18 protein-coding genes are annotated in these 20,786 nt (G+C 73.6%); 6 read left to right on the top strand and 12 right to left on the bottom strand.

Annotation, left to right across the window (positions count from 1 at the left end; translation table 11 throughout):
* Positions 1–30: 30 nt before the first annotated feature.
* From ABEA15_RS09895 to ABEA15_RS09850, 10 genes are all read right to left on the bottom strand, one after another.
* Positions 31–1,044 (bottom strand): NAD-dependent epimerase/dehydratase family protein, encoded by a 1,014-nt coding sequence (locus ABEA15_RS09895; RefSeq protein ID WP_345556387.1) that lies wholly within the window; start codon positions 1,042–1,044, stop codon positions 31–33.
* A 354-nt stretch (positions 1,045–1,398) separates the two neighbouring features.
* Positions 1,399–1,497 carry a 30S ribosomal protein bS22 gene (locus tag ABEA15_RS09890; RefSeq protein ID WP_013155353.1) on the bottom strand — a complete coding sequence of 33 codons (99 nt, stop codon included), beginning with the start codon at positions 1,495–1,497 and terminating at the stop codon, positions 1,399–1,401.
* A gap of 339 nt (positions 1,498–1,836) precedes the next feature.
* Entirely contained in the window at positions 1,837–2,475 is a 639-nt protein-coding gene (locus tag ABEA15_RS09885) for a histidine phosphatase family protein (protein WP_344142547.1), read from the bottom strand.
* Between the two features lie 278 nt (positions 2,476–2,753).
* On the bottom strand, positions 2,754–4,043 hold the full coding sequence (hemL, locus tag ABEA15_RS09880; protein WP_345556386.1) for a glutamate-1-semialdehyde 2,1-aminomutase: 1,290 nt from the start codon (positions 4,041–4,043) through the stop codon (positions 2,754–2,756).
* Between the two features lie 119 nt (positions 4,044–4,162).
* Positions 4,163–5,122: a carbohydrate ABC transporter permease gene (locus ABEA15_RS09875; protein WP_345556385.1), complete on the bottom strand. Its 960-nt coding sequence runs from the start codon at positions 5,120–5,122 to the stop codon at positions 4,163–4,165.
* Positions 5,115–6,056: a carbohydrate ABC transporter permease gene (locus ABEA15_RS09870; RefSeq protein ID WP_344142544.1), complete on the bottom strand. Its 942-nt coding sequence runs from the start codon at positions 6,054–6,056 to the stop codon at positions 5,115–5,117. Before ABEA15_RS09870 ends, ABEA15_RS09875 begins: the two co-directional genes overlap by 8 nt.
* Positions 6,040–7,437, bottom strand: coding sequence for a Gfo/Idh/MocA family protein (locus ABEA15_RS09865; protein WP_345556384.1), 1,398 nt, complete (start codon positions 7,435–7,437; stop codon positions 6,040–6,042). Before ABEA15_RS09865 ends, ABEA15_RS09870 begins: the two co-directional genes overlap by 17 nt.
* A gap of 73 nt (positions 7,438–7,510) precedes the next feature.
* Entirely contained in the window at positions 7,511–9,667 is a 2,157-nt protein-coding gene (locus ABEA15_RS09860) for a hypothetical protein (protein WP_345556383.1), read from the bottom strand.
* Positions 9,654–10,976 carry an ABC transporter substrate-binding protein gene (locus ABEA15_RS09855; protein ID WP_345556382.1) on the bottom strand — a complete coding sequence of 441 codons (1,323 nt, stop codon included), beginning with the start codon at positions 10,974–10,976 and terminating at the stop codon, positions 9,654–9,656. Before ABEA15_RS09855 ends, ABEA15_RS09860 begins: the two co-directional genes overlap by 14 nt.
* Positions 10,977–11,161: 185 nt before the next feature.
* Positions 11,162–12,190: a LacI family DNA-binding transcriptional regulator gene (locus ABEA15_RS09850; RefSeq protein ID WP_345556381.1), complete on the bottom strand. Its 1,029-nt coding sequence runs from the start codon at positions 12,188–12,190 to the stop codon at positions 11,162–11,164.
* Between the two features lie 124 nt (positions 12,191–12,314).
* Between ABEA15_RS09850 and ABEA15_RS09845 the strand changes: the two genes are divergently transcribed.
* The 3 genes from ABEA15_RS09845 (at position 12,315) to ABEA15_RS09835 (ending at position 14,922) form a co-directional block, all read left to right on the top strand.
* A complete protein-coding gene (locus ABEA15_RS09845; protein WP_345556380.1) occupies positions 12,315–13,700 on the top strand; it encodes a glycoside hydrolase family 5 protein in 1,386 nt (461 codons plus the stop codon).
* Between the two features lie 124 nt (positions 13,701–13,824).
* On the top strand, positions 13,825–14,319 hold the full coding sequence (gene rraA / locus ABEA15_RS09840) for a ribonuclease E activity regulator RraA (RefSeq protein WP_344142536.1): 495 nt from the start codon (positions 13,825–13,827) through the stop codon (positions 14,317–14,319).
* Between the two features lie 48 nt (positions 14,320–14,367).
* A complete protein-coding gene (locus ABEA15_RS09835) occupies positions 14,368–14,922 on the top strand; it encodes a hypothetical protein (RefSeq protein ID WP_345556379.1) in 555 nt (184 codons plus the stop codon).
* A 145-nt stretch (positions 14,923–15,067) separates the two neighbouring features.
* On the opposite strand, the gene ABEA15_RS09830 is transcribed toward ABEA15_RS09835, so the two are convergent.
* Complete coding sequence (locus ABEA15_RS09830; protein ID WP_344142534.1) at positions 15,068–16,249, bottom strand: metal-dependent hydrolase family protein; 1,182 nt, start codon at positions 16,247–16,249, stop codon at positions 15,068–15,070.
* A gap of 1 nt (position 16,250) precedes the next feature.
* On the bottom strand, positions 16,251–17,480 hold the full coding sequence (locus tag ABEA15_RS09825) for a metal-dependent hydrolase family protein (protein ID WP_345556378.1): 1,230 nt from the start codon (positions 17,478–17,480) through the stop codon (positions 16,251–16,253).
* 93 nt (positions 17,481–17,573) lie between these two features.
* Here ABEA15_RS09825 and ABEA15_RS09820 point away from each other — a divergent pair, with 93 nt between their 5' ends.
* The 3 genes from ABEA15_RS09820 (at position 17,574) to ABEA15_RS09810 (ending at position 20,758) form a co-directional block, all read left to right on the top strand.
* Positions 17,574–18,479: a MurR/RpiR family transcriptional regulator gene (locus tag ABEA15_RS09820; RefSeq protein WP_344142532.1), complete on the top strand. Its 906-nt coding sequence runs from the start codon at positions 17,574–17,576 to the stop codon at positions 18,477–18,479.
* A gap of 115 nt (positions 18,480–18,594) precedes the next feature.
* Entirely contained in the window at positions 18,595–20,028 is a 1,434-nt protein-coding gene (locus ABEA15_RS09815; protein ID WP_344142531.1) for a sodium:solute symporter family protein, read from the top strand.
* A 1-nt stretch (position 20,029) separates the two neighbouring features.
* A complete protein-coding gene (locus ABEA15_RS09810; protein ID WP_345556377.1) occupies positions 20,030–20,758 on the top strand; it encodes an HAD-IA family hydrolase in 729 nt (242 codons plus the stop codon).
* Positions 20,759–20,786 lie beyond the last annotated feature (28 nt).

Genomic DNA, 20,786 nt, shown 5'->3' with positions numbered 1-20,786 from the left:
GGTGTGCGCCCGGCCGAGCGTGCGCGGCGCTCAGGCCCCCAGCGCCGGGCGGGTCCGGTGCGGGCGGCGCGGAGGAGCCGCCCCGTGCCGGCGCGGGCCCCCGCCTCGCTCGCTCAGGTAGGCGTCGAACGCCTCGCTGGAGGTGTAGGCGGGGGACCAGCCCAGCTCGCGCTCCAGCTTGCCCGCATCCACCACGCGGCCGGAGCACAGCAGCCGGAGCTGGTCGGGCGAGTAGTCGAACTCGCCGCGCCGCGCCAGCCCGCCGAGCATGCGCAGTCCGCGCTCGGGCATGGCGAAGCGCCGCCGCCCCACCCGCCGCAGGCACTGCGACAGCGGCAGGGATCCCGACCCCGCCACGTTGAACACGCCGGCGTTGGCGCTCAGCGCCATCCGGTGCACCGCCTCGACGCCGTCGTCCTCGTGGATGAACTGCATGCGCGGGTCGTAGCCGCGGACCGTCGGCACCAGCCGCAGCCCGAAGTAGCGGGTCAGAGGGGTGTCCACGGACGGGCCGATGAAGCTGGCGAAGCGCAGCACCGCCACCGAAAGCTCGGGGCGGCGCCGGGCGAGGGCGCCCGTGTGCTCCTCAACCTCGGCGGCGTTGTGCGCGTAGGCGGAGCGCGGCATGCTGCGCGCCTCGCGCTCCTCGGTGCACAGCAGCGTGTCGTGGCCGGACTGGCCGTAGACGGCGGCGCTGGAACGCACGACCAGGCGGGCGACCGACTCCGAGCGCTGGCAGCCGGCCAGCAGCTGCATGGTGCCCAGGATGTTGCCGTTGCCGGTGGCCGATCCTCCACCCGGAGCGCTCCCGGCGGGAGTCAGCCCCAGGTGGAGCACCGTGTCGGCACCGGAGTCGACGACGGTCTGCGCGATGCTGCCGCCGTGCAGGTCGGCTGAGACGTGCTCGACCCCGCCCAGCGGATGGCGCGGAGGCGCCGCGTCCACACCGACGACCCGGTCGACGCCGGGGTCGGCGGCCACGGTCTCGGCCACTCGGGCTCCCAGATGGCGGGAGACTCCTGTTACCAGTACGATGCGGCCCATTGGACGCGCCTCCACGATCGACTTCGTCCACACGGCTGAAGCCGGTGGACTCCGGTCGGCGCCGGTACCGACCGGTGCGGTACTGCCTCGGGGGTTCCCGCTGGTTCCTGCTTCCACCGTCGCGGTCTCGGCAGGCCGGCACGGCGTTCTCCGCCGCATGGGCCGCCGCGCGGCGGCCCCGGAAAGCGGCCGACCCGGCACCGGAGCCGGGACCGCGCCGCCGGAAGACCGGTCAGGGGTTCTGACGGGGGCTTCCGAGGGGACTTCACTCCGGGAGAAGGAGGTCTCCGCGGCGACCGCGCCGCCGCAGCGCCCGGTGCCCGCGGAGAGACCGACCTCTGGTTGACGTCCCGGCTACTTCTTGTTGCGGCGCGCGACCCGGGTCCTCTTCAGCAGCTTGCGGTGCTTCTTCTTCGCCATGCGCTTGCGGCGCTTCTTGATGACGGAACCCATACGGCTCACCTCTCGCCAGCGGACCAGATGACACGACGGCCCGCCCCGCCCGCTGCACATGAGGCAGCGCGCGTGCGGAACCGGCGGAAGAATGCGGCGGGATCCGTCGCAGTGACGGGCGCGCGGGACCGCGCTCCGATGAAGGACGCCGCACCCGAGAGACCAGCCTACCGCTTGGCACAACGCGGTCGGCGCACCGGCCGCCCTCGTCGGCCGTTCCCCCGGCCCGGAACACGGATGCGGGGCGCCGAATTCCCCGCCGCCGCCCCTGATGCCGGCACCGCGCGCAGGCGTAGCCGCGCCGAGCCGCGCGCCGCCCCAAGCGGCGCCGTCGCGGGCTCAGGCGCCCGGGACCAGGGGGCCGCTGCGGCGGTAGAGGTCGGCGGCCGGCTCGGCGTAGCCCACGCTGACCAGCTTCTGGTCCTCGAAGGTCAGCGACGTCACGCTGGCCAGGTTGCACTGCCGGCGGTCGGGGCGGTGCCAGAGCCGCTTCTTCTCGGCCGCCCGCCGCGCCATCCAGATCGGAAGCTGGTGGCTGACGCAGACCGCCTCGCGCCCCCACGCCTCCTTGCGCACCACCTTGATGACGTCGACCATGCGGGCCACGATGCCCGCGTAGGGCTCGCCCCACGAGGGCCGGAAGGGGTTGTAGAGCCGGCGCAGCACCTGCACGTCGCGGACCGAGCGCGACGACAGTGTCATGCCCTGGAAGGTGTTGCCGGCCTCTATCAGGCGCTCGTCGAGCCGGACGCCCACCCCGAACTCGTCGGCGACCGGCCGGGCGGTCTCCTTTGCGCGGTCGAGCGGCGAGGTGTACAGCGCGGCGATGTCGCGCCCGGTGAACCACTCGGCCGCCAGTGCGGCCATGTCCGTGCCGTTCTCGCTCAGGTGGAACTCCGGCAGCCGGCCGTAGAGGATCCCGTCCGGGTTGTGCACTTCGCCGTGCCTGAGGAGATGGACAACGGTGGTCGTACTCATGTGCGGGGGACCGATTCCCTTCCGATCGTCGTGGGACTGCGCCGGGCGGCTGGCGGCTCGCCCGGGACGCGGACCGCCCGCCGGGCGGCTACGGAGCGGCGGCGTGCCGAGTGCCGACGGCACGCGCGTCGCCGACCTCGACGGCGGCGCCGGCGCCGGCGCCGGCGCCGCACTACCAATCTATCGAGCGCGAACGGGCCGGCGCCCCTCGGGCGCGCCGCGAGCCCGGGGCGCCGGACCCGCGGCCCGGTTCCGTCGAGGGCCGGTCGCTGCGCCGCTCAGACCTCGGCGGCGGCCCGCGCCGCCCGGGGCAGCGCGCCGACAATGCGCTCGACGGCGGTGTCGTCGTGCGCGGCCGAGAGGAACCAGGCCTCGAACGCGGCCGGCGGCAGGTGGACGCCCTGGTCGAGCATCGCGTGGAAGAAGGCGGCGAACCTGTCGAGGTGCTGGGCGCGGGCGCCGTCGAAGTCGGTGACCTCCTCGCCGGTGAAGAAGACGGTGAACAGGCTGCCGCCGCGCTGGACGCGGTGCTCGACCCCGGCCGCGCTCAGCTCGCGCTCCACGGCGGAGGCGACCTGGTCGGCGGCGGCGTCGATGCGCGCGTACACGTCGTCGGTGGCGTTGCGCAGCGTCGCCAGGCCGGCCGCGGTGGCCAGCGGGTTCCCCGACAGCGTGCCCGCCTGGTAGACGGGTCCGGACGGGGCGAGCAGCTCCATCAGCTCGGCGCGGCCGCCGAAGGCCGCCGCGGGAAGGCCGCCGCCCATGACCTTGCCGTAGGTGACCAGGTCGGGGGCCACGCCCTCCAGGCCGTACCAGCCGGACCGGCTGACGCGGAACCCGGTCAGCACCTCGTCCAGCACCAGCAGCGCGCCGTTGGCCGCGGCGATCTCCTTCAGCCGCGCGTTGAAGCCGTCGCGGGGCGGGACGACGCCCATGTTGGCGGGGCAGGCTTCGGCGATCACGCAGGCGATGTCCTCACCCTGCTCGGCGAACACCCGTTCGACGGCGGCGATGTCGTTGTAGGGCAGCACGACGGTGTCGGCCGCACTGGCGCCGGTGACACCGGGCGAGTCCGGCAGGGCGAAGGTGGCCACGCCCGAGCCGGCGGAGGCCAGGAGGGCGTCGACGTGCCCGTGGTAGTTGCCGGCGAACTTGACGACCTTGCCGCGGCCGGTGGCGGCGCGGGCCAGGCGGATCGCCGACATGGTCGCCTCGGTGCCGGAGTTGACCAGCCGGACCTGCTCGACCGGGGTGCGGGCGGCGATCTCCTCGGCCAGCTCGACCTCGCCCGCGGTGGGGGCGCCGTAGGAGGTCCCCTTGGCCGCGGCCTCGGTCAGCGCCTCGACGACGGCGGGGTGCGCATGCCCCAGGATCAGCGGACCCCAGGAGCAGACGAGGTCGACGTAGGTGTTGCCGTCGACGTCGGTGAGGTAGGGGCCCGCGCCCGACGCCATGAACGGCGGCGTGCCCCCCACCGCCCCGAACGCGCGGACGGGCGAGTTCACCGCACCGGGGACGACGGCGCCGGCTCGCTGGAACAGCTCAACAGAAGTCTCTCGTGTACCCACGTCCCCAAGTGTGGCAGGAGGCGCCCGCCGGTTCGCCCGGGTCCCGGCGCCGCCCGGACCGGTGCGCCGCGCTCCCGCCCGGCGCGTGCGCACGGGCGGGAGCGCCTCCGCTCGGCGGCCTACTTCAGGCCGGTCGTCGCGATGCCCCGGACCAGGTACCGCTGACCGAACAGGAAGATCACGAAGATCGGGACCAGCGAGACCACCGACATCGCCATCAGCGAGCCCCACGAGCTGTCGGAGGTGGAGTCGACGAACGTCCGCAAGGCCACGGGCACCGTGTACATCTCCGGGTCGGTGAGGAAGATGAGCTGGCTGAAGAAGTCGTTCCAGGTCCAGATGAAGGTGAAGATCGCCGTGGTGGCCAGGGCGGGGGTGGACAGCGGCAGCATGACCTGCAGGAAGATCCGGGCGTGGCCGGCGCCGTCGATGTGGGCCGCCTCGGTCAGGTCGCGCGGGACCCCGCGGAAGAACTGCACCATCAGGAAGATGAAGAACGCGTCGGTGGCCAGCAGCTTCGGCACGACCAGCGGCAGGTAGGTGTTGATCCAGTCCAGAGAGGAGAACAGGACATACTGCGGCACGATCACCACGTGGATCGGCAGCATGATCGACATCAGCATGACGGCGAACCACAGCTTGCGGCCCCGGAAGTTCAGCCGGGCGAACGCGTAGCCCGCCATCGAGCACGAGACCAGGTTGCCCAGCACGGCTCCGGCCACCACCACCAGCGAGTTCAGCAGGTAGTGGGTGAAGGGGTGGGCCAGCGCCGTCCATCCGAGGGTGTAGTTGCTCAGGTCGACCTCGCTGGGGATCAGCGAGGGGTCGCGGAAGATCAGGGCGTCGGGTTTGAGGGAGCTCGCGGCCATCCACAGCAGCGGGTAGATCATCACGAGCCCGACGGTGGTCAGCAGCGCGTGCTTGCCCGTGCGCCGCACCAGCCCGGGCCAGTCGGCGCGGCGGAGTGCGGCCCGCGGCCTCGGCACCCCGCCGGAGGAGGGGCCGTTCGCGCCGGGCGCCGGAGCCCGGCCGCGGCGCTCGGCCCGGCTGTCGGTGGCGAGCAGGTCGTGTTCAGTCATCGTAGAAGACCCAGTACTTCGAGACGAGGAAGTTGACCGCGGTGAGCCCCGCGACGATCACCAGCAGCAGCCAGGCCATCGCCGACGCGTACCCCATGTGCAGGTTGGCGAAGCCTTCCTCGTAGAGGTACAGCGTGTAGAACAGCGTCGAGTCGATGGGCCCGCCGGTGCCTCCGCTGACGACGAAGGCCTGTGTGAACGCCTGGAAGGCGAAGATGGTCTGCAGGACCAGGTTGAAGAAGATGATGGGCGTCAGCAGCGGGACCGTGACGCTGCGGAACCGGCGCAGCTTCCCGGCGCCGTCGATGGCCGACGCCTCGTAGAGGTGCCGCGGGATCTGGCGCAGCCCGGCGAGGAAGATCACCATCGGCGAGCCGAAGGTCCACACGTTGAACACGATGAGGGTGCCCAGCGCGTAGTCGGGGTGGGCGATCCACCCGGGGCCGTCGATCCCGAACAGCGCCAGGAGCTGGTTGATCAGCCCGGTGTTGCCGAAGATCCGCCGCCACAGGATCGCGACGGCCACGCTGGCGCCCAGCAGCGAGGGCAGGTAGAACACCGAGCGGTAGATCGGCAGGCCGCGCAGCCCGCGGTCGAGGAACAGGGCGAGCCCCAGCGCAGCGGCCAGTTGCAGCGGCACGGAGACGAAGACGTAGGTGAAGGTCACCCGCAGCGACGTGAACAGCCGCGGGTCCTCGGCCATCGCCCGGTAGTTCTCCAGTCCGGTCCACTCGGGCGCGTCCAGCAGGCTGTAGTCGGTGAACGACAGGTACAGCGACGCCGTGATCGGTCCGACGGTGATCAGCGCCAGGCCGACGAACCACGGGGCGAGGAACACCAGCGCCGCCCGGTTGTCGCCGCGCTCGGCCGGGCTGGTCCCGGCGCGGCCGGCTTTGGTGCGCCGCAGGGCGGCGAGCTCACCGATCGCCGACATGGTGCCTCCCCGACGCCTGCCCCCACGGGCCGCCGGAGGCCTCGGCCGGCTCGGGCAGCCCGAGCTCGGCGATGCGGACCGGCAGTCCCGACTCCATCGAGGCGTTGGCCGCCAAGCCGACGGCGACGGAGGAGAGCCCGTCGCCGAGCCCGGCCCGCCGCCCCAGCGGGTCGGGCGCGGCGACGCCGAACACGTCCTCCAGCAGCAGGGCGTCGCCGCCGCCGTGGCCGCCGTCGCCGTCGTCGGCGATGGGCACCGGCTGCGCCTTCTCCCAGTGCCGCTGCACGGTCAGCCACGCGCCCCGGCGGCGGGCCTCGCCGTCGGCGGTGTCGGCGACCGAGCTGGCGTCGAGCACGTACCGGCCGTCGGCGCCGGGCAGCACGGCGCTGCGTTCGACCACGTCGAGCTCGGCGCGCCCGGCCGTGCCGTTGACGCAGACGCGGTAGCCCTCCCATGGGCTATGCGCGTTGAGCGAGTAGGTCAGCAGGGCGCCGCCGCGGTAGCCGGCCAGCACGGACACGTTGTCCTCGATCGTGATGCCGGGCGAGAACACGTCGCGGTCGCGCAGGTAGCCGTCGTGGGCCTCGGCCTCCCAGTACAGGGAGCGCAGGACCGGGTCGGCGCGCAGGTCGAGGGCGAAGGGGTCGGTGCTGGGCGGGTCGGTCGTCCCGCGCTCGGGGCGCTCGCCCAGCCCGCGTGCGCGGGCGTTGGCGTCGCCGTAGAAGCGCAGGCCGCCGCCCGCGAAGACCCACTCGGGCGCGTCGGCCAGCCACCAGTTCACCAGGTCGAAGTGGTGGGCGGCCTTGTGCACGGAGAGCCCGGCCGAGCGCGCCTTCTCCCGGTGCCAGCGGCGGAAGTAGTCGGCGCCGTGCATGGTGTCCAGCGCCCACTCGAAGTGGACCGAGGTCACCTCGCCGATGCGCCCCGAGGAGAGGACCTCCTTCAGCGCGGCGTTGCGCGGCGAGTAGCGGTAGTTGAACGTCAGCACCAGGGAGCGGCCCGTCTCGGCCGCCGCCTCGGCGATCGCGCGGCAGCCCGCGACCGAGGTGGTCAGCGGCTTCTCCAGCACGACGTCGGCGCCGGCCCGCATGGCGCGGGCGGCGTTCTCGGCGTGGGTCGAGTCGGGGCTGGTCACCACGACGGTGTCGATCCGCCGGTCGGCGACCATGCGCTCCAGCTCCGCGGGCGCGTAGCGGGCGGGCGCCGGCGCGTCCGGCCGGTGCTCGGCGAGGAGAGCGTCGGCGGCGTCCATCCGCGCCGGGTTGGGTTCGCACCAGGCGGCCGTTTCGGCGGAGCCGGCGTAGGTGCCGGCCAGCGCGGCGATGAAGAACCGGGCGCGCGCCCCCGTGCCGACCACGGCGTACCGGCGGATCTCGGTCATGTGTCTCCTTCGCGTCGGGTGTCGCGTCGTGTGCGTCCGGGTGCCGGGCGCGGGTGTGCCGGGGGCGCCGTTGTCAGGGCGATCGCACGAAGCCCTCCCGGCGCACCGCCCAGGTCCCGTCGCGCGGGAAGCCGGGGGCGTGTACGCCGCCGTCGCCGTCGAACCCGCCGGCCATCAGCGCCACGGCGGCCAGCAGCCCGCCGTTTCCGGGCAGGTAGAGCGGCAGGCTCGCGGTCTGGCGGTTGTGGCCGTTGGGCAGGTAGCGGTTCTTCGGGGTGTCGCGCAGCAGCGCGTCGACGGCCGTGTGCGGCTCGCCCAGCCGGGTCGCCGTCATGGCCAGCGCCGGGTAGTCCCAGCCCCAGGTGCTCTCCCAGTCCCAGTCCGAAAGCACGTCGTGCAGCGTGGCCCGTACGGTCTCGGGATCGACGACGCCGGACGGGGGCACGACGCCGAGCGCGTAGACCATGGACGGATGGTCGGCGCGCACCGTGAACGGCTCGACGGCGATCGCGGCGTAGCGGCCGCCGCGCACCAGCGGGCGGCGCATCCGCGTGCGCACCTCGTCCCAGTAGGGCTCGGGCGCCGCCCCAGCCGACATCCGCCACCGCTGGGCCGCCCCCAGCGCCCAGGCCCAGTAGGCCAGCTCGAAGGGCGGGTCGTGGGCGCGGTCGCGGATGCCGGCGTAGGACTCCTGGGCCGGGACCAGCGGCGGGCCCAGGGAGAACCCGTCGGCGGCGGGCTCGGCGACGTCGGCCATGAAGCGCGCGGTCTGCTCGACCACGTCGGCCAGCTCGGCCTGCTCACCGGGCTCGGCGCCGCCCGCCCGCCGCAGCAGTTCGGCGAAGTGGATGACGTGCGGCTGCTGCCAGAGCAGGAACGGGCCGATCCCGCTGGGGCTCTCGCGGCCGTCGGGGCCGACCTGCTTGGGCCAGCGCGCGCCCCGGTAGCCCTGCGCGGCGGCCGTGCGCTGCGCCGCCGGCAGGATGCTGCGGTAGAAGCCCATACTGCGGTTCAGCAGGTCGGGCCTGCCCCACAGCGCGAAGTGCGCCGCGTGCCACCAGTGCATCTCCAGATGGAACCTGCCGCGCCAGCTGTTGCAGGTCAGCCCGGTCTCCTGCGGAGGGAGGGAGCCCGCGCACTGGATCGCCGCGAGGTACTGCGAGAGGACGGTCCGGCGCTCCAGCTCGGCGGCGCGCGGATCGGTGCTGCCCGCCAGGTCGAGCGCCGCGCCGCGGCTCCAGAACCGGGGCCAGTGCTCCCGGCTCGCCGCGAACACCTCCGCGGCCGCCGCGCCCTGCGGGTCGCCGCCGTCGCCGCCGACCAGGGTCACCGCCACGTCGAGCGCGCCGGCCGCGGTCGACACCACCGCCTCGTGCTCGCCGGTAGCGGTGACCTCGGCCCCCGGCGAGGTCCGCACGCGCACGCGGTAGAGGGCCTCGCCCCGCCCGTCGAAGCGCCGCCGCACCAGGGCTCCGCCGGGCAGCGGCTCGACGTCGCTGGTGTGGGCATCGGGGCGCGACCAGTCGGCGGCGGCGCTCCAGGACTGCGACCCGTAGGGGAAGGCGATGCGGACGCCGATCCCGGGCGGGCCCGCGGTGTGCTCGATGCGCACGGCGACGGTGTCCTCGCCGGGATGGCAGGCGGTGCGTACGCGCAGCGACCGGTCGCCGGCGGAGAACGAGCTGGCGACCACGCCGGTCCACAGGTCCAGGACCTGGCGGCATCCGGCCAGCTCCGCGGACCGCGGGGCCCGGTGGCCGCCGCCGTCGGCCAGCACCAGCCCGATGCGTGCCAGGTCCAGGCGGTGGGGGTTGGCGCGCAGCCACCGGGCGCCCTCGTCGAGCGCGGAGTCGTCGGAGCCGTCGATCGGCCCCGAGTCGACGTAGCCGACCTCTCCTCGCGGGGTGCGGTAAGGGCGCACCGTCCGGGCGAGATCGGCGCCTTCGGGAGGCGGCGCGCTGTGCCAGCCCCATTGGGACTGGGTGCCCAGCAGCGTGCCCGGAGCGCCGCCGGCCGGATCGGCGACCGGGTAGTGCTCGGGGAACGTCTGCAGGCCCGTGGCGTCGACCGTCATGCACAGCTCGCCGTTGCCGACCGACAGCGCGCAGTCGGGATCGATTCCCGCCGTCTCGACCCGGTGGCGCGCCACGAGGGAGTGCCGGTCGATCCGGTCGGCGGCGTCCGCGGGCGGGCCGCCGACCGGAGCCCCGGCCGCGTCACGAGACCGCATCGCTGAGCTCGGTGACGAACTGCTTCGCGCCCTGGGACGGCGACTGCCGGCCGAAGAGCACCGCCTCGTTGGTGCGCTGGAGCAGGTCGACCGACTCGGTCGAGCCCGTGGGGCCGATGACGAAGTCGCCGTCGACCAGCCCGCTCATCCGGTCGACGAACGCGAACTCGACCTTCTGGCTCTCGCTCAGGTCGCCTTCCAGGTGCTCCCGGATCTCGGGGTTGGCCGGAATGCCGCGGTCGGACTTGATGAAGTCGGCCGCGCGCGGGTCGTTGACGAGGAAGTCGACGAGCGCGGCCGCCTCCTCGGGGTGCTCGCTGCGCTTGCTGATCGTGTAGAGCTGTGAGGCCTGCAGCCACATCCCGGTGCCCTCGGCGGAGGTGGTCTCGCCGGGTGCGCGCAGCAGCACGAGGTCGTCGCCGGAGGCCTCGCGGAAGGCGGCGAGCTGGTTGGACCAGGCGAGCTTCATGCCCGCCTTGCCCCGGCCCATCAGGGTCTGCTCGGGCGCCGCCTGGGCGGCGAGCTCGGCGGTCATGCTGGCCGATGGTGTGGCGCCCGCCTCCTCCAGCGCGGTGGTCAGCTCGAACCAGTCGTTCACCGTGCCCCGCTCGACGGCGACCCCGCCCCCGGGGGCGTAGAGGCCGAGACCGGTGCGCTGGTTGGCGTAGAGGTCCAGGGTGTCTGGCTGGGTCGGGTCCTCGGAGCCGTAGACGTCGCCGGGGGTGCCCTCGGACACCTCGCCGGCGATCTCGGCGTAGTCCTCCCAGCTCCATGCGTCGTCGTCGGGGAGCTCGACCCCGGCCTCCTCGAACACCGCCGGGTTGGCGACCACCGCGAACGTGTTCACGCCCGTCGGCACGCCGTAGGCGCTTCCGTCGAACTCGCCGTTGGACAGCGCTTTCTCGTCGAGCGCGCCGAGGTCCAGCTGCTCGGAGACCTCGGCGAGGTCGAGCAGGACGCCGCGCTCGGCGTACTCGCGCGGGTAGGCGCCGCCCATGGTGATCACGTCGGGCTCGTCGCCCGCCGCGACCGAGGTGGACAGCCGGTCGAAGTAGGACTCGAAGTCGATCGACTCCGTCTCGACCGTGATGTCCGGGTTCGCCTTCTCGAAGGCGTCGACCGCCTTGTTGGTGATCTGCGCCCGTTCCTCGCTGCCCCACCACGAGAACCGCAGGGTCACCTTTCCGTCCGTCTCCGAGCCGCCCCCGCAGGCCGTGGCGAGCATGGCGGTGCCCGTCAGGGCCGCCGCCAGGCTGAAGGTCGTCCGGCGGCGGGTGGCCCGCCCGCCGGTGGCTGATGATTGCCGCATGAGCTGTACTCCCTCGTCAGGCCGTTGCGGTCGCCGAGAGTGCGAGGCGCGTCCCGCACCGCGCCCCCGCCCGCCGCAGGCGGCGGCCGGCGCGCTGTGGTGTGGAACACACATTTACACCGGTGAAAATTGGAGCACGGAGACAGCCCGAGGTCAATCCCCCGATCCGTCCCTTCTCGGAAGGCTCAGGCCGGCTCGCCGGCGCCGCCGGTCGACTCGCGCACGACCAGTTCGGGTGCGACGACCAGCTCGCGGCCGCCCGGCCCCGCGGGCGCGCCGCGGGCGATGCGGTCCACCAGCAGCCATACGGCGGTACGCGCGATCTCGGGCCGCCCGGGCTGCACCGTCGTCAGGCTCGGGCAGGAGAAACCGCCCTCCTCGATGTCGTCGAACCCGGCGACCGCGACGTCCTCGGGCACCCGCAGCCCCCGCTCGTACAGCACCCGCATCGCGCCCAGCGCAAGGACGTCGTTGAGCCCGTAGACGGCGTCCACCCCGACGCCCCGGTCGAGCACGCGGCGCATGGCCTCGGCCCCCGTGGTGCGCGTCCACTCCAGTGCCTCGCCGGTGCGCCGCGGATCGTGCTCGATCCCGGCGTCGGCGAGCGCCCGCGTGAACCCCTGCGTCCGCAGGGACCCGGCACCGGCGCCGCGCGTGTCGTAGGAGCCCACGACGGCGATGCGCCGGCGCCCGCGCTCCAGCAGGTGCTCGCCGACCGCCCGCGCGCCGGCGACGTTGCCCATCGCCACGTGGTGCACGCTGCCGTGCAGCGCCCGCTCGCCCAGCAGCACCAGCGGGTAGTCCACCTCCAGCCGGTGTGCGTCGGAGGGGCGCAGGCCCAGCGGCGAGAAGATCAGCCCGTCGGTCATCCGGCGGCGGTCGCTGGTCAGCACCTCCAGCTCGCGCTCGCGCACCCCGCCGGTGCGTTCGACCAGCACCGTGTAGCCGCGCTCGGCCGCCGCGACGATCACCTCGTCGGAGAGCTCGGAGAAGTAGGGCAGCCGCAGTTCCGGCACCGCGAGAGTGATCATCCCGGTCCGGCCCAGGCTCAGGTTCCGCGCCGAGAAGTTCATGCGGTAGCCCAGCACGGAGATCGAGGCCAGCACCCGCTCCCTCGTCGACGGGCTCACGTGCGGGAAGTCGTTGACCACGTTCGAGACGGTCTTGACCGACACCCCGGCGTGCCGGGCAACGTCGCGCATCGTCACAGGCACCGCGTGCCACCTCCGGGATAGGTCGGTCTCGGCCGTCTCCGCGCCGCTTCCTCTCCCACAACCGTGGACGAAAGCGCGGTGCGCGGCCTACGTTAGGGTAACCGGTTACCGACGGGAGGACGGTATGGCGACACTGCCCTGGCTGCGGGTCGACGGGTCCCGCTTCGCCGACCCGCAGGGCTCGACGGTGACGCTGCACGGCGTCGGCATCGGCGGCTGGCTGAACATGGAGAACTTCATCGCCGGCTATCCCGGAACCGAGCAGCACCTGCGCGCCGCTCTGCGCTCCGCGCTGGGCGAGGAGGGCTGCACGCGCTTCCTCGACGAGTTCCTCGACGGGTTCTTCACCGAGTCCGACGCGGCGCACCTGGCCTCGCTCGGGTTCGACTCGGCGCGCATCCCGGTGAACTACCGGCACTTCGAGGACGATCTGCACCCCTTCGAGCTGAAGGAGGAGGGCTTCGCCCGCCTCGACCGGGCGGTCGACGCGCTGGCCCGGCACGGCCTGTGGTCGATCATCGACCTGCACGCGCTGCCCGGATGCCAGAACCAGCACTGGCACAGCGACAACCCCACCCACGTCGCGGCGTTCTGGCAGCACCGCCACTTCCAGGACCGCGCGGTGCACCTGTGGGAGGCGATCGCCGAGCGCTACCGCGACCGCCCCGAGGTCGCCGGATACAACCCCGCGAACGAGCCCGCCGACCCCACCGGCGAGCTGATCGCGCCCTTCTACGCCCGCGTGGAGCGCGCGATCCGGGCCGTCGACCCCCGGCACATCCTGTTCCTGGACGGCAACCGCTACGCGACCGACTTCAGCGCCTTCGCCGAGCCGCTGCCCAACGCCGTCTACTCCACGCACGACTACGCCCTGCCCGGCATCGCGAGCGGGACCGGCTACCCCGGAGTCACGCGCGGAGAGTACTTCGACCGCTCGGTGCTGGAGCGCACCTTCCTGCGCCGCACCGAGTACATGCGGCGCACCGGCACCCCCGTCTGGATCGGCGAGTTCGGCCCGGTCTACCCGGTCGAGAGGCCTCTGGAGGAGTGGCGGCTCGCGCTGCTGGCCGACCAGCTCGACATCTACCGCGAGCACGGCGCGAGCTGGTCGCTGTGGACCTACAAGGACATCGGGCTGCAGGGCCTGGTCCACGCCCGCGCCGACAGCCCCTATCTGCGCCGCATCGGCGACGTGCTGGAGGCCAAGCACAGGCTGGGCACCGACTCCTGGGGCGGCTCCGACGCCGGGGTGCGCTCGGTCCTGGACCCGATCGACGACCTGTTCGACCGGGAGTTCCCCGGCTTCGAGCCCTACCCGTGGGGGCGCAGGCAGTACATCGCCGGGCTCGTCCGGCACATCCTGCTGGCGGAGCCGCTGGTCGAGCGGTTCGACCGCGCCTTCGCCGGCGTCTCGCCGGACGAGGCCCGCGCCCTCGCGGCGTCGTTCCGGTTCGAGGCGTGCGCCGAGCGCACCGAGCTGTCGGATGTGCTGCGCGCCCACCTGCTGTAGTCGCGGCACCCGCGGGTCGCGGACACGCGGGGGCCGACGCCGGTCGCGCCCCGCGTTTCCGGCCCTCGGCGCGGTATCAGTAGGTTGTGACGGCACGGCACACCGACTGCGAAGGAAGCGCCCTATGACCGAGGTCTTCGCCACCGCCGACCTGATCGACGCGCACGGCGACGCGCTGGCCAGCTGCGAGACGCAGTTCCGCCAGTTCGGTGCTCGCAGCGCCTTCCACGGGCCGATCGCCACGATCAAGTGCCACGAGGACAACGCGCTGGTCAAGGAGCAGCTCGGCCAGCCCGGCGAGGGCTGGGTGCTGGTGGTCGACGGCGGCGGCTCGCTGCGTGCGGCGCTGATGGGCGACCTCATCGCCAAGTCCGCGCAGGAGAACGGCTGGGCGGGCGTCGTGATCAACGGGGCCGTGCGCGACGTCGCCGAACTGGGCCGCCTGGAGCTGGGGATCAAGGCGCTGGGCTCCAACCCGCGCAAGTCCGCCAAGACCGGGGCCGGGGCGCTCGACTCCCCCGTCGCCTTCGGCAACGTCGTCTTCGCGCCGGAGACCTGGCTCTACAGCGACGACGACGGCATCGTGATCAGTGAGGAGAAGCTCGACGTGCCGGCGTAGCGGCACACGCGGAGGGCGGCCGGGCCACGGCAGCGGGCGAGGGGGACGGTGGAAGCGCACAGGCGGCGATCGGTCGGGGCGGGCGGCGCGGAGCGCCCGCCGGTCCTGGGCGTCGACATCGGCGGGGTGGTCATCCACCGGACCGCCGACGACCACGACACCTCGTTCTTCGGCGAGACGCCCATGCTCACCCCGGCCGTCCCCGGCGTGTTCGACGCGCTCGCCGGACTGGCGCGGGACGCGTTCCGCGACCGCGTCTACCTGGTGTCCAAGGCCAAGCCCGCCACCGCCGACCGCACCCGGCGCTGGCTGGACCTGCACGGCTTCACCGAGCGCACCGGCATCACCGGCGACCGCCTGCACTTCGTCCCCGAGCGCGCGGACAAGGCGCCCGTGTGCGAGCGGCTGGGCATCACGCACTTCGTCGACGACCGGATCGACGTGCTGCGCCACCTGGAAAACGTGCCCTACCGCTACCTGTTCACCGGCGGAGGCGGCACGGAGGACCCCCGCGCGATCCCGGACTGGGCCCGGCAGGCGGCCACCTGGGCCGAACTGGCCGCGGAGCTCCGCCGCTCCGTGCGCGCGGCGCGCGGCGGGTGATTGCGCAGGACCGCCGGGCCGCTCTCGTGCGGCCCCGCGGCACCGACGGCGGACCGGGCGGCCCCTGTGCACCCCGGCCGCCGGCCTGCAGCACCGGCACCGGCGCCGGCGGTCTCGGCGCTCCCCGATGGGCGACGGGCCCGGGTCAGGTCCACCGCAGCGACTGGCGGCGCACCACCCCCCACGGGCTGCGCAGCAGGCCGGGGTCGGCGAAGGGGTCGCCGTCCACGAGGACCAGGTCGGCCGGGGAGCCCGGACGCACGCGGCCGGCGCCGGGCATCCCGAGCGCGTCGGCCGCCGCCGACGTCGCCGCCTTCAGCGCCTGCAGCGGGCTCAGGCCGTAGTCCCGCAGCGTCGTGATCTCGTCGACGAGACTCGGGTGGGCCATGCCCGGCGCGCCGGCGTCGGTCCCGGCGATGACCGCAACGCCCGCCTCGATCGCGAGGGCGACGCTGCGCCGGTGCGCCTCGACCACCTCGCGCGCCTTGCGCACCGCGTAGCCGGGCGCCCGGCCGTCGGCCATCCGCCGGTACACCTCCGCGGTGGGGCACAGCACCGTTCCCCGGCGCACCATCTCCTCGACCACGTCCTCGGCCAGGAAGACGCCGTGCTCGACGGTGTCGATCCCCGCCCGGACCGCGTTGCGCACCCCGTCCTCGCCGAGCGCGTGGGCGGCCACCCGGCGCCCGCGGCGGTGCGCCTCCCCGGCCAGGGCGGCCAACTCCTCGTAGGTCAGCTCGCTGGCGCCGACCTCCTCGCCGTGGGACCGGCCGTAGACGCCGCCGGTGGCCGCGGTCTTGATCACCCCGGCGCCCTTGGCGACCTGGCCGCGGACACCGCGGACCACGGCGTCCGGACCGTCGCAGGGGATTCCCCAGAACGGGTCGTGGCCGCCGGTCATGATCACCGTCTGGCCGGCGGCCACGATCGCGGGCCCGTCGAGGTGGCCCCGGTCCACGGCCGCGGCGAGCGTGATCGCGATGTCCCAGTCGCCGCCGAGGTCGCGGACGGTGGTGATCCCGGCGGGCAGGTAGGCGCGGGCGTGCTCGGCCGCCCGGACGGCGGTGAGCTGCTCGCCGTCCTGGGCGACGTGCGCGACCGGGTCGGTGCTGCCGTCCCACACCAGGTGCACGTGGGAGTCGACCAGGCCGGGCAGCACCGTGGCGCCCGCCAGGTCCACGCTGATGTCGTCGGCACCGGCCCGCGCCGTGCCCGGTTCGGCGACCTCGCGCACCAGGCCGTCTGCGCACACCACGTCGGCGGGGCGCGCCTCGGCCGAGACGCCGTCCCACACCCGGCCGTCGCGGAGCACCAGAGCGGGCGCCATCTCAGGGCCGCCCCGCGACGACCGCGCCGCCCTGCAGCACGGCGCGCAGGTGGCGCTCGGGCTCGGCCAGGACCGCCGCGTCGGCCAGCGGGTCGCCGTCCACGAGCAGGATGTCGGCGACGGCGCCCGGCGCGATCGTGCCCAGCTCGCCCTCGCGGCCCAGCAGCTCGGCGGCGGTCACCGTCGCCGAACGCAGCACCTCGTGGGCGGGCTGGACCCGGCCGCGGATGCTGAACTCCTCGCTCTGGTGGGAGTGCATGCTGCCCAGCAGGTCCGTGCCGAAGACCAGGCGGACGCCGCCCCTCCAGGCCAGCTCCAGGGCGTGCAGTCCGGCGTCGAGCACGTCGCCCACCTTGGCCTGGCCGGCGGGCGGCAGGCCCGCGGCCGCGCCCTCGCGGTGCAGGTACTCGTAGGTCACCAGCGTGGGCACCAGGAAGGCGCCGTGCTCGACGAAGCCGCGCACGCTGGAGTCGTCGATGAGGTTGCCGTGTTCGATGCAGCGGACGCCGAGCTCCAGGGCGCGGTTCACCGCGCCGGCCGTGTAGGCGTGCCCGGTGACGTAGCGGTTGGCGTTGCCCGCCTCCTCGACGGCGGCCCGGACCTCCTCCGCCGAGAACTGCAGCGAGTCCACCCGGTCGGTGGGCGAGGCGACGCCGCCGGAGAGCATGAGCTTGATGTGGTGGGCCCCGGTGCGCAGCTGGTGCCGGGCGCCGCGGCGCACCTCGGAGACTCCGTCGCAGACCAGGCCCACGGTCGGGCAGCAGGCGTGGTCGTCCAGCACCTGCCGACCGGCGCTGCGCAGGTCGGCGTGCCCGCCGGTCGGCGACAGGGCCTTGCCGCCGAAGACCACCCGCGGCCCGGCCCAGAGGCCTTCGGCGACGGCCGCGGCCACACCGTGGTCGGCGCCGCCGACGTCGCGCACGGTCGTGAACCCGCGGTCCAGCATCCGGCGCAGGATACGGCTCGTGTGGGCCGCGACGTAGTATGGGGACTGCTCTGCGACTCCCCCGAGGTCGGCGCTTGCGGCGGTGGTGTGCACGTGGGCGTCGACGAGGCCGGGGACCAGGTGCCGCCCGGCGGCGTCGATCTCGTCGGCCGAATCCGGCGCCCGGAGCGCGCTCCCCACTTCCCGGACGCGGCCCTCGTGCACCAGCACGTCGGCTCCGCGCGCCTCGCCTGTGGCGGCGTCGCACACCACGCCGCCACGGATGATGAGAGTGTTCGAAGTCATGAGCTCCCTTCCCGCAGCCCTGCCGGGCTCCCGGCTGTCCGCATCCTGCCAAGAGCCGCCCGGCAATGCAATAGTTGTTGCAACATGGTGGAAATGAGTAGCGGGGAGAACGGGGCGGGAGGGCCCCGCCGGCAGGCGCTGCCCGCCTGGCTGACGTCGCGCCTGGAAGGCAGGCGGCCCGCCGCCGGCGCCCGGCGGGTGCTCGCGGCGATCGCCACCCAGCCCCGGCAGATGTCCTATGCCAGCACCTCGGCTGCGGCCGACGCGGCCGAGGTCAACGTCGCGACGGTGGTGCGCACCGCTCAGCAGCTGGGCTTCAGCGGCTGGCCGGCGCTGCGGTCGGAGATCCGGTCGCGCTACCTCTCGGGCCTGTCGGCCTCGGAGGTCCTCAGCGAGCACAACCAGGACGCCGGGCAGGGGCCGGCGTGGTCGACGCTGCGGCGGGACCTGCACAACCTGCAGGACCTCGCGCGGCTGCTGGACGAGGAGCAGATCGAGCGGGTGGCCCGGCTCATCCACCGAGCGGGCACGACGCTGGTCCTGGGCTCGGGCAGCTTCGGGGCGCCCGGCCTGCAGCTCTCCCACCTCGCGCAGACCATCGGCCACGACGTCCGGCTGCACCGGATCGGGGGCACCGCCCTGTTCAACGCGGTCTCCCTGCTGCGGCGGGGCGACTGCCTCGTGGTCTTCCAGCTCTGGCGCACTCCGCACGAGCTGCTGCAGGCCATGCAGGTGGCGGCCGAAGCGGGGGTCTCGGTCGTCCTGGTCAGCGACCAGGTCCGCGAGGACCTGACCGAACTCGCCGACGAGCTGGTGGCGATGCCCAGCGAAGGCGCCAGCATGTTCCCCTCGCTCGTGGCCGCCACCACGGTCGTGCAGTCGGTCGTCGCCGCCCTTGTGGCCTGCGATCCGGCGGCCGCCGCGGACTGGAGCGACGGGGTGGAGCGGCTCTGGTCGCGCTACGGCCTCTTCCCCGATACCGAAGATCGTCTGCAATAACTATTGCGTTCTGGTGGTCAGAGCGGGTTTCATAGCCCCACCCCGACGACGGGTTCCCCCTGGCCACCCGGGTCCCGCGCCCGCCGGCCGTCCATCGACCGCCCCGGAGGCGTCCATGCAGACGACCCATGTGCTCGTTCTCGTGCTCTACCTGCTCCTGATGGTGGGCATCGGCGCCTGGTTCACCCGTTCCAAAGAGGTCTCCACCGGCGACGACTTCGTCTTCGCCGGCCGGAACCTGCCGCGGCCGGTCATGATCGGCACGCTGCTGGCCACCTGGGTGGGCTCGGGCACGATCATCGGCGGTGCGAGCTTCGCCTACAGCTACGGCCCTCTCGCCTCGATCTTCTTCCTCGCGGGCACGCCGGTGGGGATCGCGGTGCTCTACGGCCTTGCGCGCCGTATCCGCCAAGGCGCGACCTACACCGTCCCCGAACTGCTGGAACGCCGCTACGGCGTAGCGGTCCGGATGATCGCGGCCGTCATCACCGTACTCGCCTACACCGGCATCACCGCCTACCAGTTCACCGGCGGCGGCCAGATCATCAGCGTGATCACGCCGCTATCGCCCGAGCAGGGCGCCGTCGTCGTGGCGCTGCTGGTGACCTTCCTGGCGGTGGGCGGCGGCCTGAAATCGGTCGCCTGGAGCGACTTCCTGTCCGCACTGGTCATCGTGGCGTGCCTGCTCGCCGCACTGCCGCTGGTGCTCGGCACGGACCTCGGCGGGGTCGGCGAGTACTGGCGGAACCTGCCCGACGGCTACCGGACCTTCAGCGGGGGGCTGAGCGCGCTGCAGCTGCTCGGCTACTTCCTGCCGCTGTTCCTGCTGATCCTCGCCGACCAGAACATGTACCAGCGGCTCGGCGCCGCCCGCGACGGCGCCGAGGCGCGCAGGTCAACCGGCGGGTTCTTCCTGTCCAGCTTCCTGGTGACGGTGCCGGTCGCGCTGCTGGGTTCGGCGGCGTTCGTCCTGATGCCCGACATCGAGCCGGACTCCGCGGTGCTGTCGCTCGCCGGCGAGGGGTACCTGCCCGTCGTCATGGGCGGCCTGCTGCTGGCCGGCGCGCTGGCCTTCATCATCACCACCGGGTCCTCGTTCCTGCTCTCCGGCGCCGGAAACGTGGTCTACGACGTGACCCGGCGGCTGTTCGGCGTGGAGATGGACGACCGGCGGCGGCTGATGGTCCACCGCCTGGCCGTGCTGGGCATCGGGGCCGTGGCCTATGTGCTCGGCCGGTTCTTCCCGACGGTGCTGGAGCTGCAGATGTACTCCTACACCGTCTACGGCGTCGCCCTCGCCCCGCCCGTCCTGGCGATCTTCCTGTGGCGGCGCGCCAGCAAGTGGGGCGCGCTGACCGCCATGCTGCTCAGCACCGGCGTCACCATCGTCTGGGAGCAGCTGGGACAGCCCTACAACGTGAACTCGGTGCTCGTCTCCCTGCCCGTTTCGCTGGCCACGCTGGTCGCGGTCAGCCTCGCCGTGCCCGACCGCGGCGCCCCTCGGACCGAGGAGGCCGCCGCCGCCGAATCCGCCGACCCGAAGGAATGAGATGACCCTCGACCTGACCGCGTTCCGCGTCCTGAGCTTCGACTGCTACGGCACCCTCATCGACTGGGAGCAGGGCATCGGCGCCGTCCTGGTGGACTGGGCCCGCGAGCAGGGGCTGGCCCACAGCGGTGAGGCGCTGCTGGAGACCTACGCCGGCCACGAGGCGGCGGTGATGCGCGAGCACCCGGCGTGGCTCTACCCCGACGTGCTCGCCGAGGCGTTCGTGCGTACGGGCTCCTCCGCGGGCGCCGAGGTGGGCCGCGACTGGGCCCGTCGGCTCGGCGGCTCCGTCGGCGACTGGCCCGCCTTCCCCGATTCGGCCGAGGCGCTGGCGCGGCTGCGCCGCCACTACGACCTGGTGATCGTGAGCAACGTGCACCGCGACGGGTTCGCCGGCAGCGACGCGCACCTGCGGGGCGGCTTCACCCGGATCGTCACGGCCGAGGACGTGGGCGCCTACAAGCCCGCCGACCCCCACTTCGAGGCGCTGGACGCGGTGCTGGACGAGCTCGGCTGCGGGCGCGACCGGCTCCTGCACGTGGCGCAGAGCCTCTTCCACGACCACGTGCCGGCCCGCCGCCGGGGGCTGGCGTCGGTGTGGATCAACCGGCGCCACGGCCGTCCCGGTTGGGGAGCCACACCGGAGCCCACCGACGAGTGGCGCTACGACGCCGAGTTCCCGTCCATGGCGGCGTTCGCCGACGAGGTCGACCGCCGGCACGGCGACTGACGGCCGAGCGGCCGCAGCGGCGCGCCCT

Source organism: Streptomonospora halophila (assembly GCF_039542725.1).
GTDB lineage: Bacteria > Actinomycetota > Actinomycetes > Streptosporangiales > Streptosporangiaceae > Streptomonospora > Streptomonospora halophila.
The sequence above is the reverse complement of the archived record's forward strand: the minus strand, read 5'-3'. Positions and strand labels throughout refer to the sequence as shown.

Bases quoted from the DNA above. Each gene is read 5' to 3' on its own strand.
- ABEA15_RS09865 (WP_345556384.1), bottom strand. From the start codon at position 7,437: ATGACCGAGATCCGCCGGTACGCCGTGGTCGGCACGGGGGCGCGCGCC.
- ABEA15_RS09810 (WP_345556377.1), top strand. From the start codon at position 20,030: ATGACCCTCGACCTGACCGCGTTCCGCGTCCTGAGCTTCGACTGCTAC.
- ABEA15_RS09855 (WP_345556382.1), bottom strand. From the start codon at position 10,976: ATGCGGCAATCATCAGCCACCGGCGGGCGGGCCACCCGCCGCCGGACG.
- ABEA15_RS09820 (WP_344142532.1), top strand. From the start codon at position 17,574: ATGAGTAGCGGGGAGAACGGGGCGGGAGGGCCCCGCCGGCAGGCGCTG.
- ABEA15_RS09860 (WP_345556383.1), bottom strand. From the start codon at position 9,667: ATGCGGTCTCGTGACGCGGCCGGGGCTCCGGTCGGCGGCCCGCCCGCG.
- ABEA15_RS09830 (WP_344142534.1), bottom strand. From the start codon at position 16,249: ATGGCGCCCGCTCTGGTGCTCCGCGACGGCCGGGTGTGGGACGGCGTC.
- ABEA15_RS09875 (WP_345556385.1), bottom strand. From the start codon at position 5,122: ATGACTGAACACGACCTGCTCGCCACCGACAGCCGGGCCGAGCGCCGC.
- ABEA15_RS09825 (WP_345556378.1), bottom strand. From the start codon at position 17,480: ATGACTTCGAACACTCTCATCATCCGTGGCGGCGTGGTGTGCGACGCC.
- ABEA15_RS09890 (WP_013155353.1), bottom strand. From the start codon at position 1,497: ATGGGTTCCGTCATCAAGAAGCGCCGCAAGCGCATGGCGAAGAAGAAG.
- ABEA15_RS09895 (WP_345556387.1), bottom strand. From the start codon at position 1,044: ATGGGCCGCATCGTACTGGTAACAGGAGTCTCCCGCCATCTGGGAGCC.
- ABEA15_RS09870 (WP_344142544.1), bottom strand. From the start codon at position 6,056: ATGTCGGCGATCGGTGAGCTCGCCGCCCTGCGGCGCACCAAAGCCGGC.
- ABEA15_RS09885 (WP_344142547.1), bottom strand. From the start codon at position 2,475: ATGAGTACGACCACCGTTGTCCATCTCCTCAGGCACGGCGAAGTGCAC.
- ABEA15_RS09815 (WP_344142531.1), top strand. From the start codon at position 18,595: ATGCAGACGACCCATGTGCTCGTTCTCGTGCTCTACCTGCTCCTGATG.
- ABEA15_RS09845 (WP_345556380.1), top strand. From the start codon at position 12,315: ATGGCGACACTGCCCTGGCTGCGGGTCGACGGGTCCCGCTTCGCCGAC.
- rraA (WP_344142536.1), top strand. From the start codon at position 13,825: ATGACCGAGGTCTTCGCCACCGCCGACCTGATCGACGCGCACGGCGAC.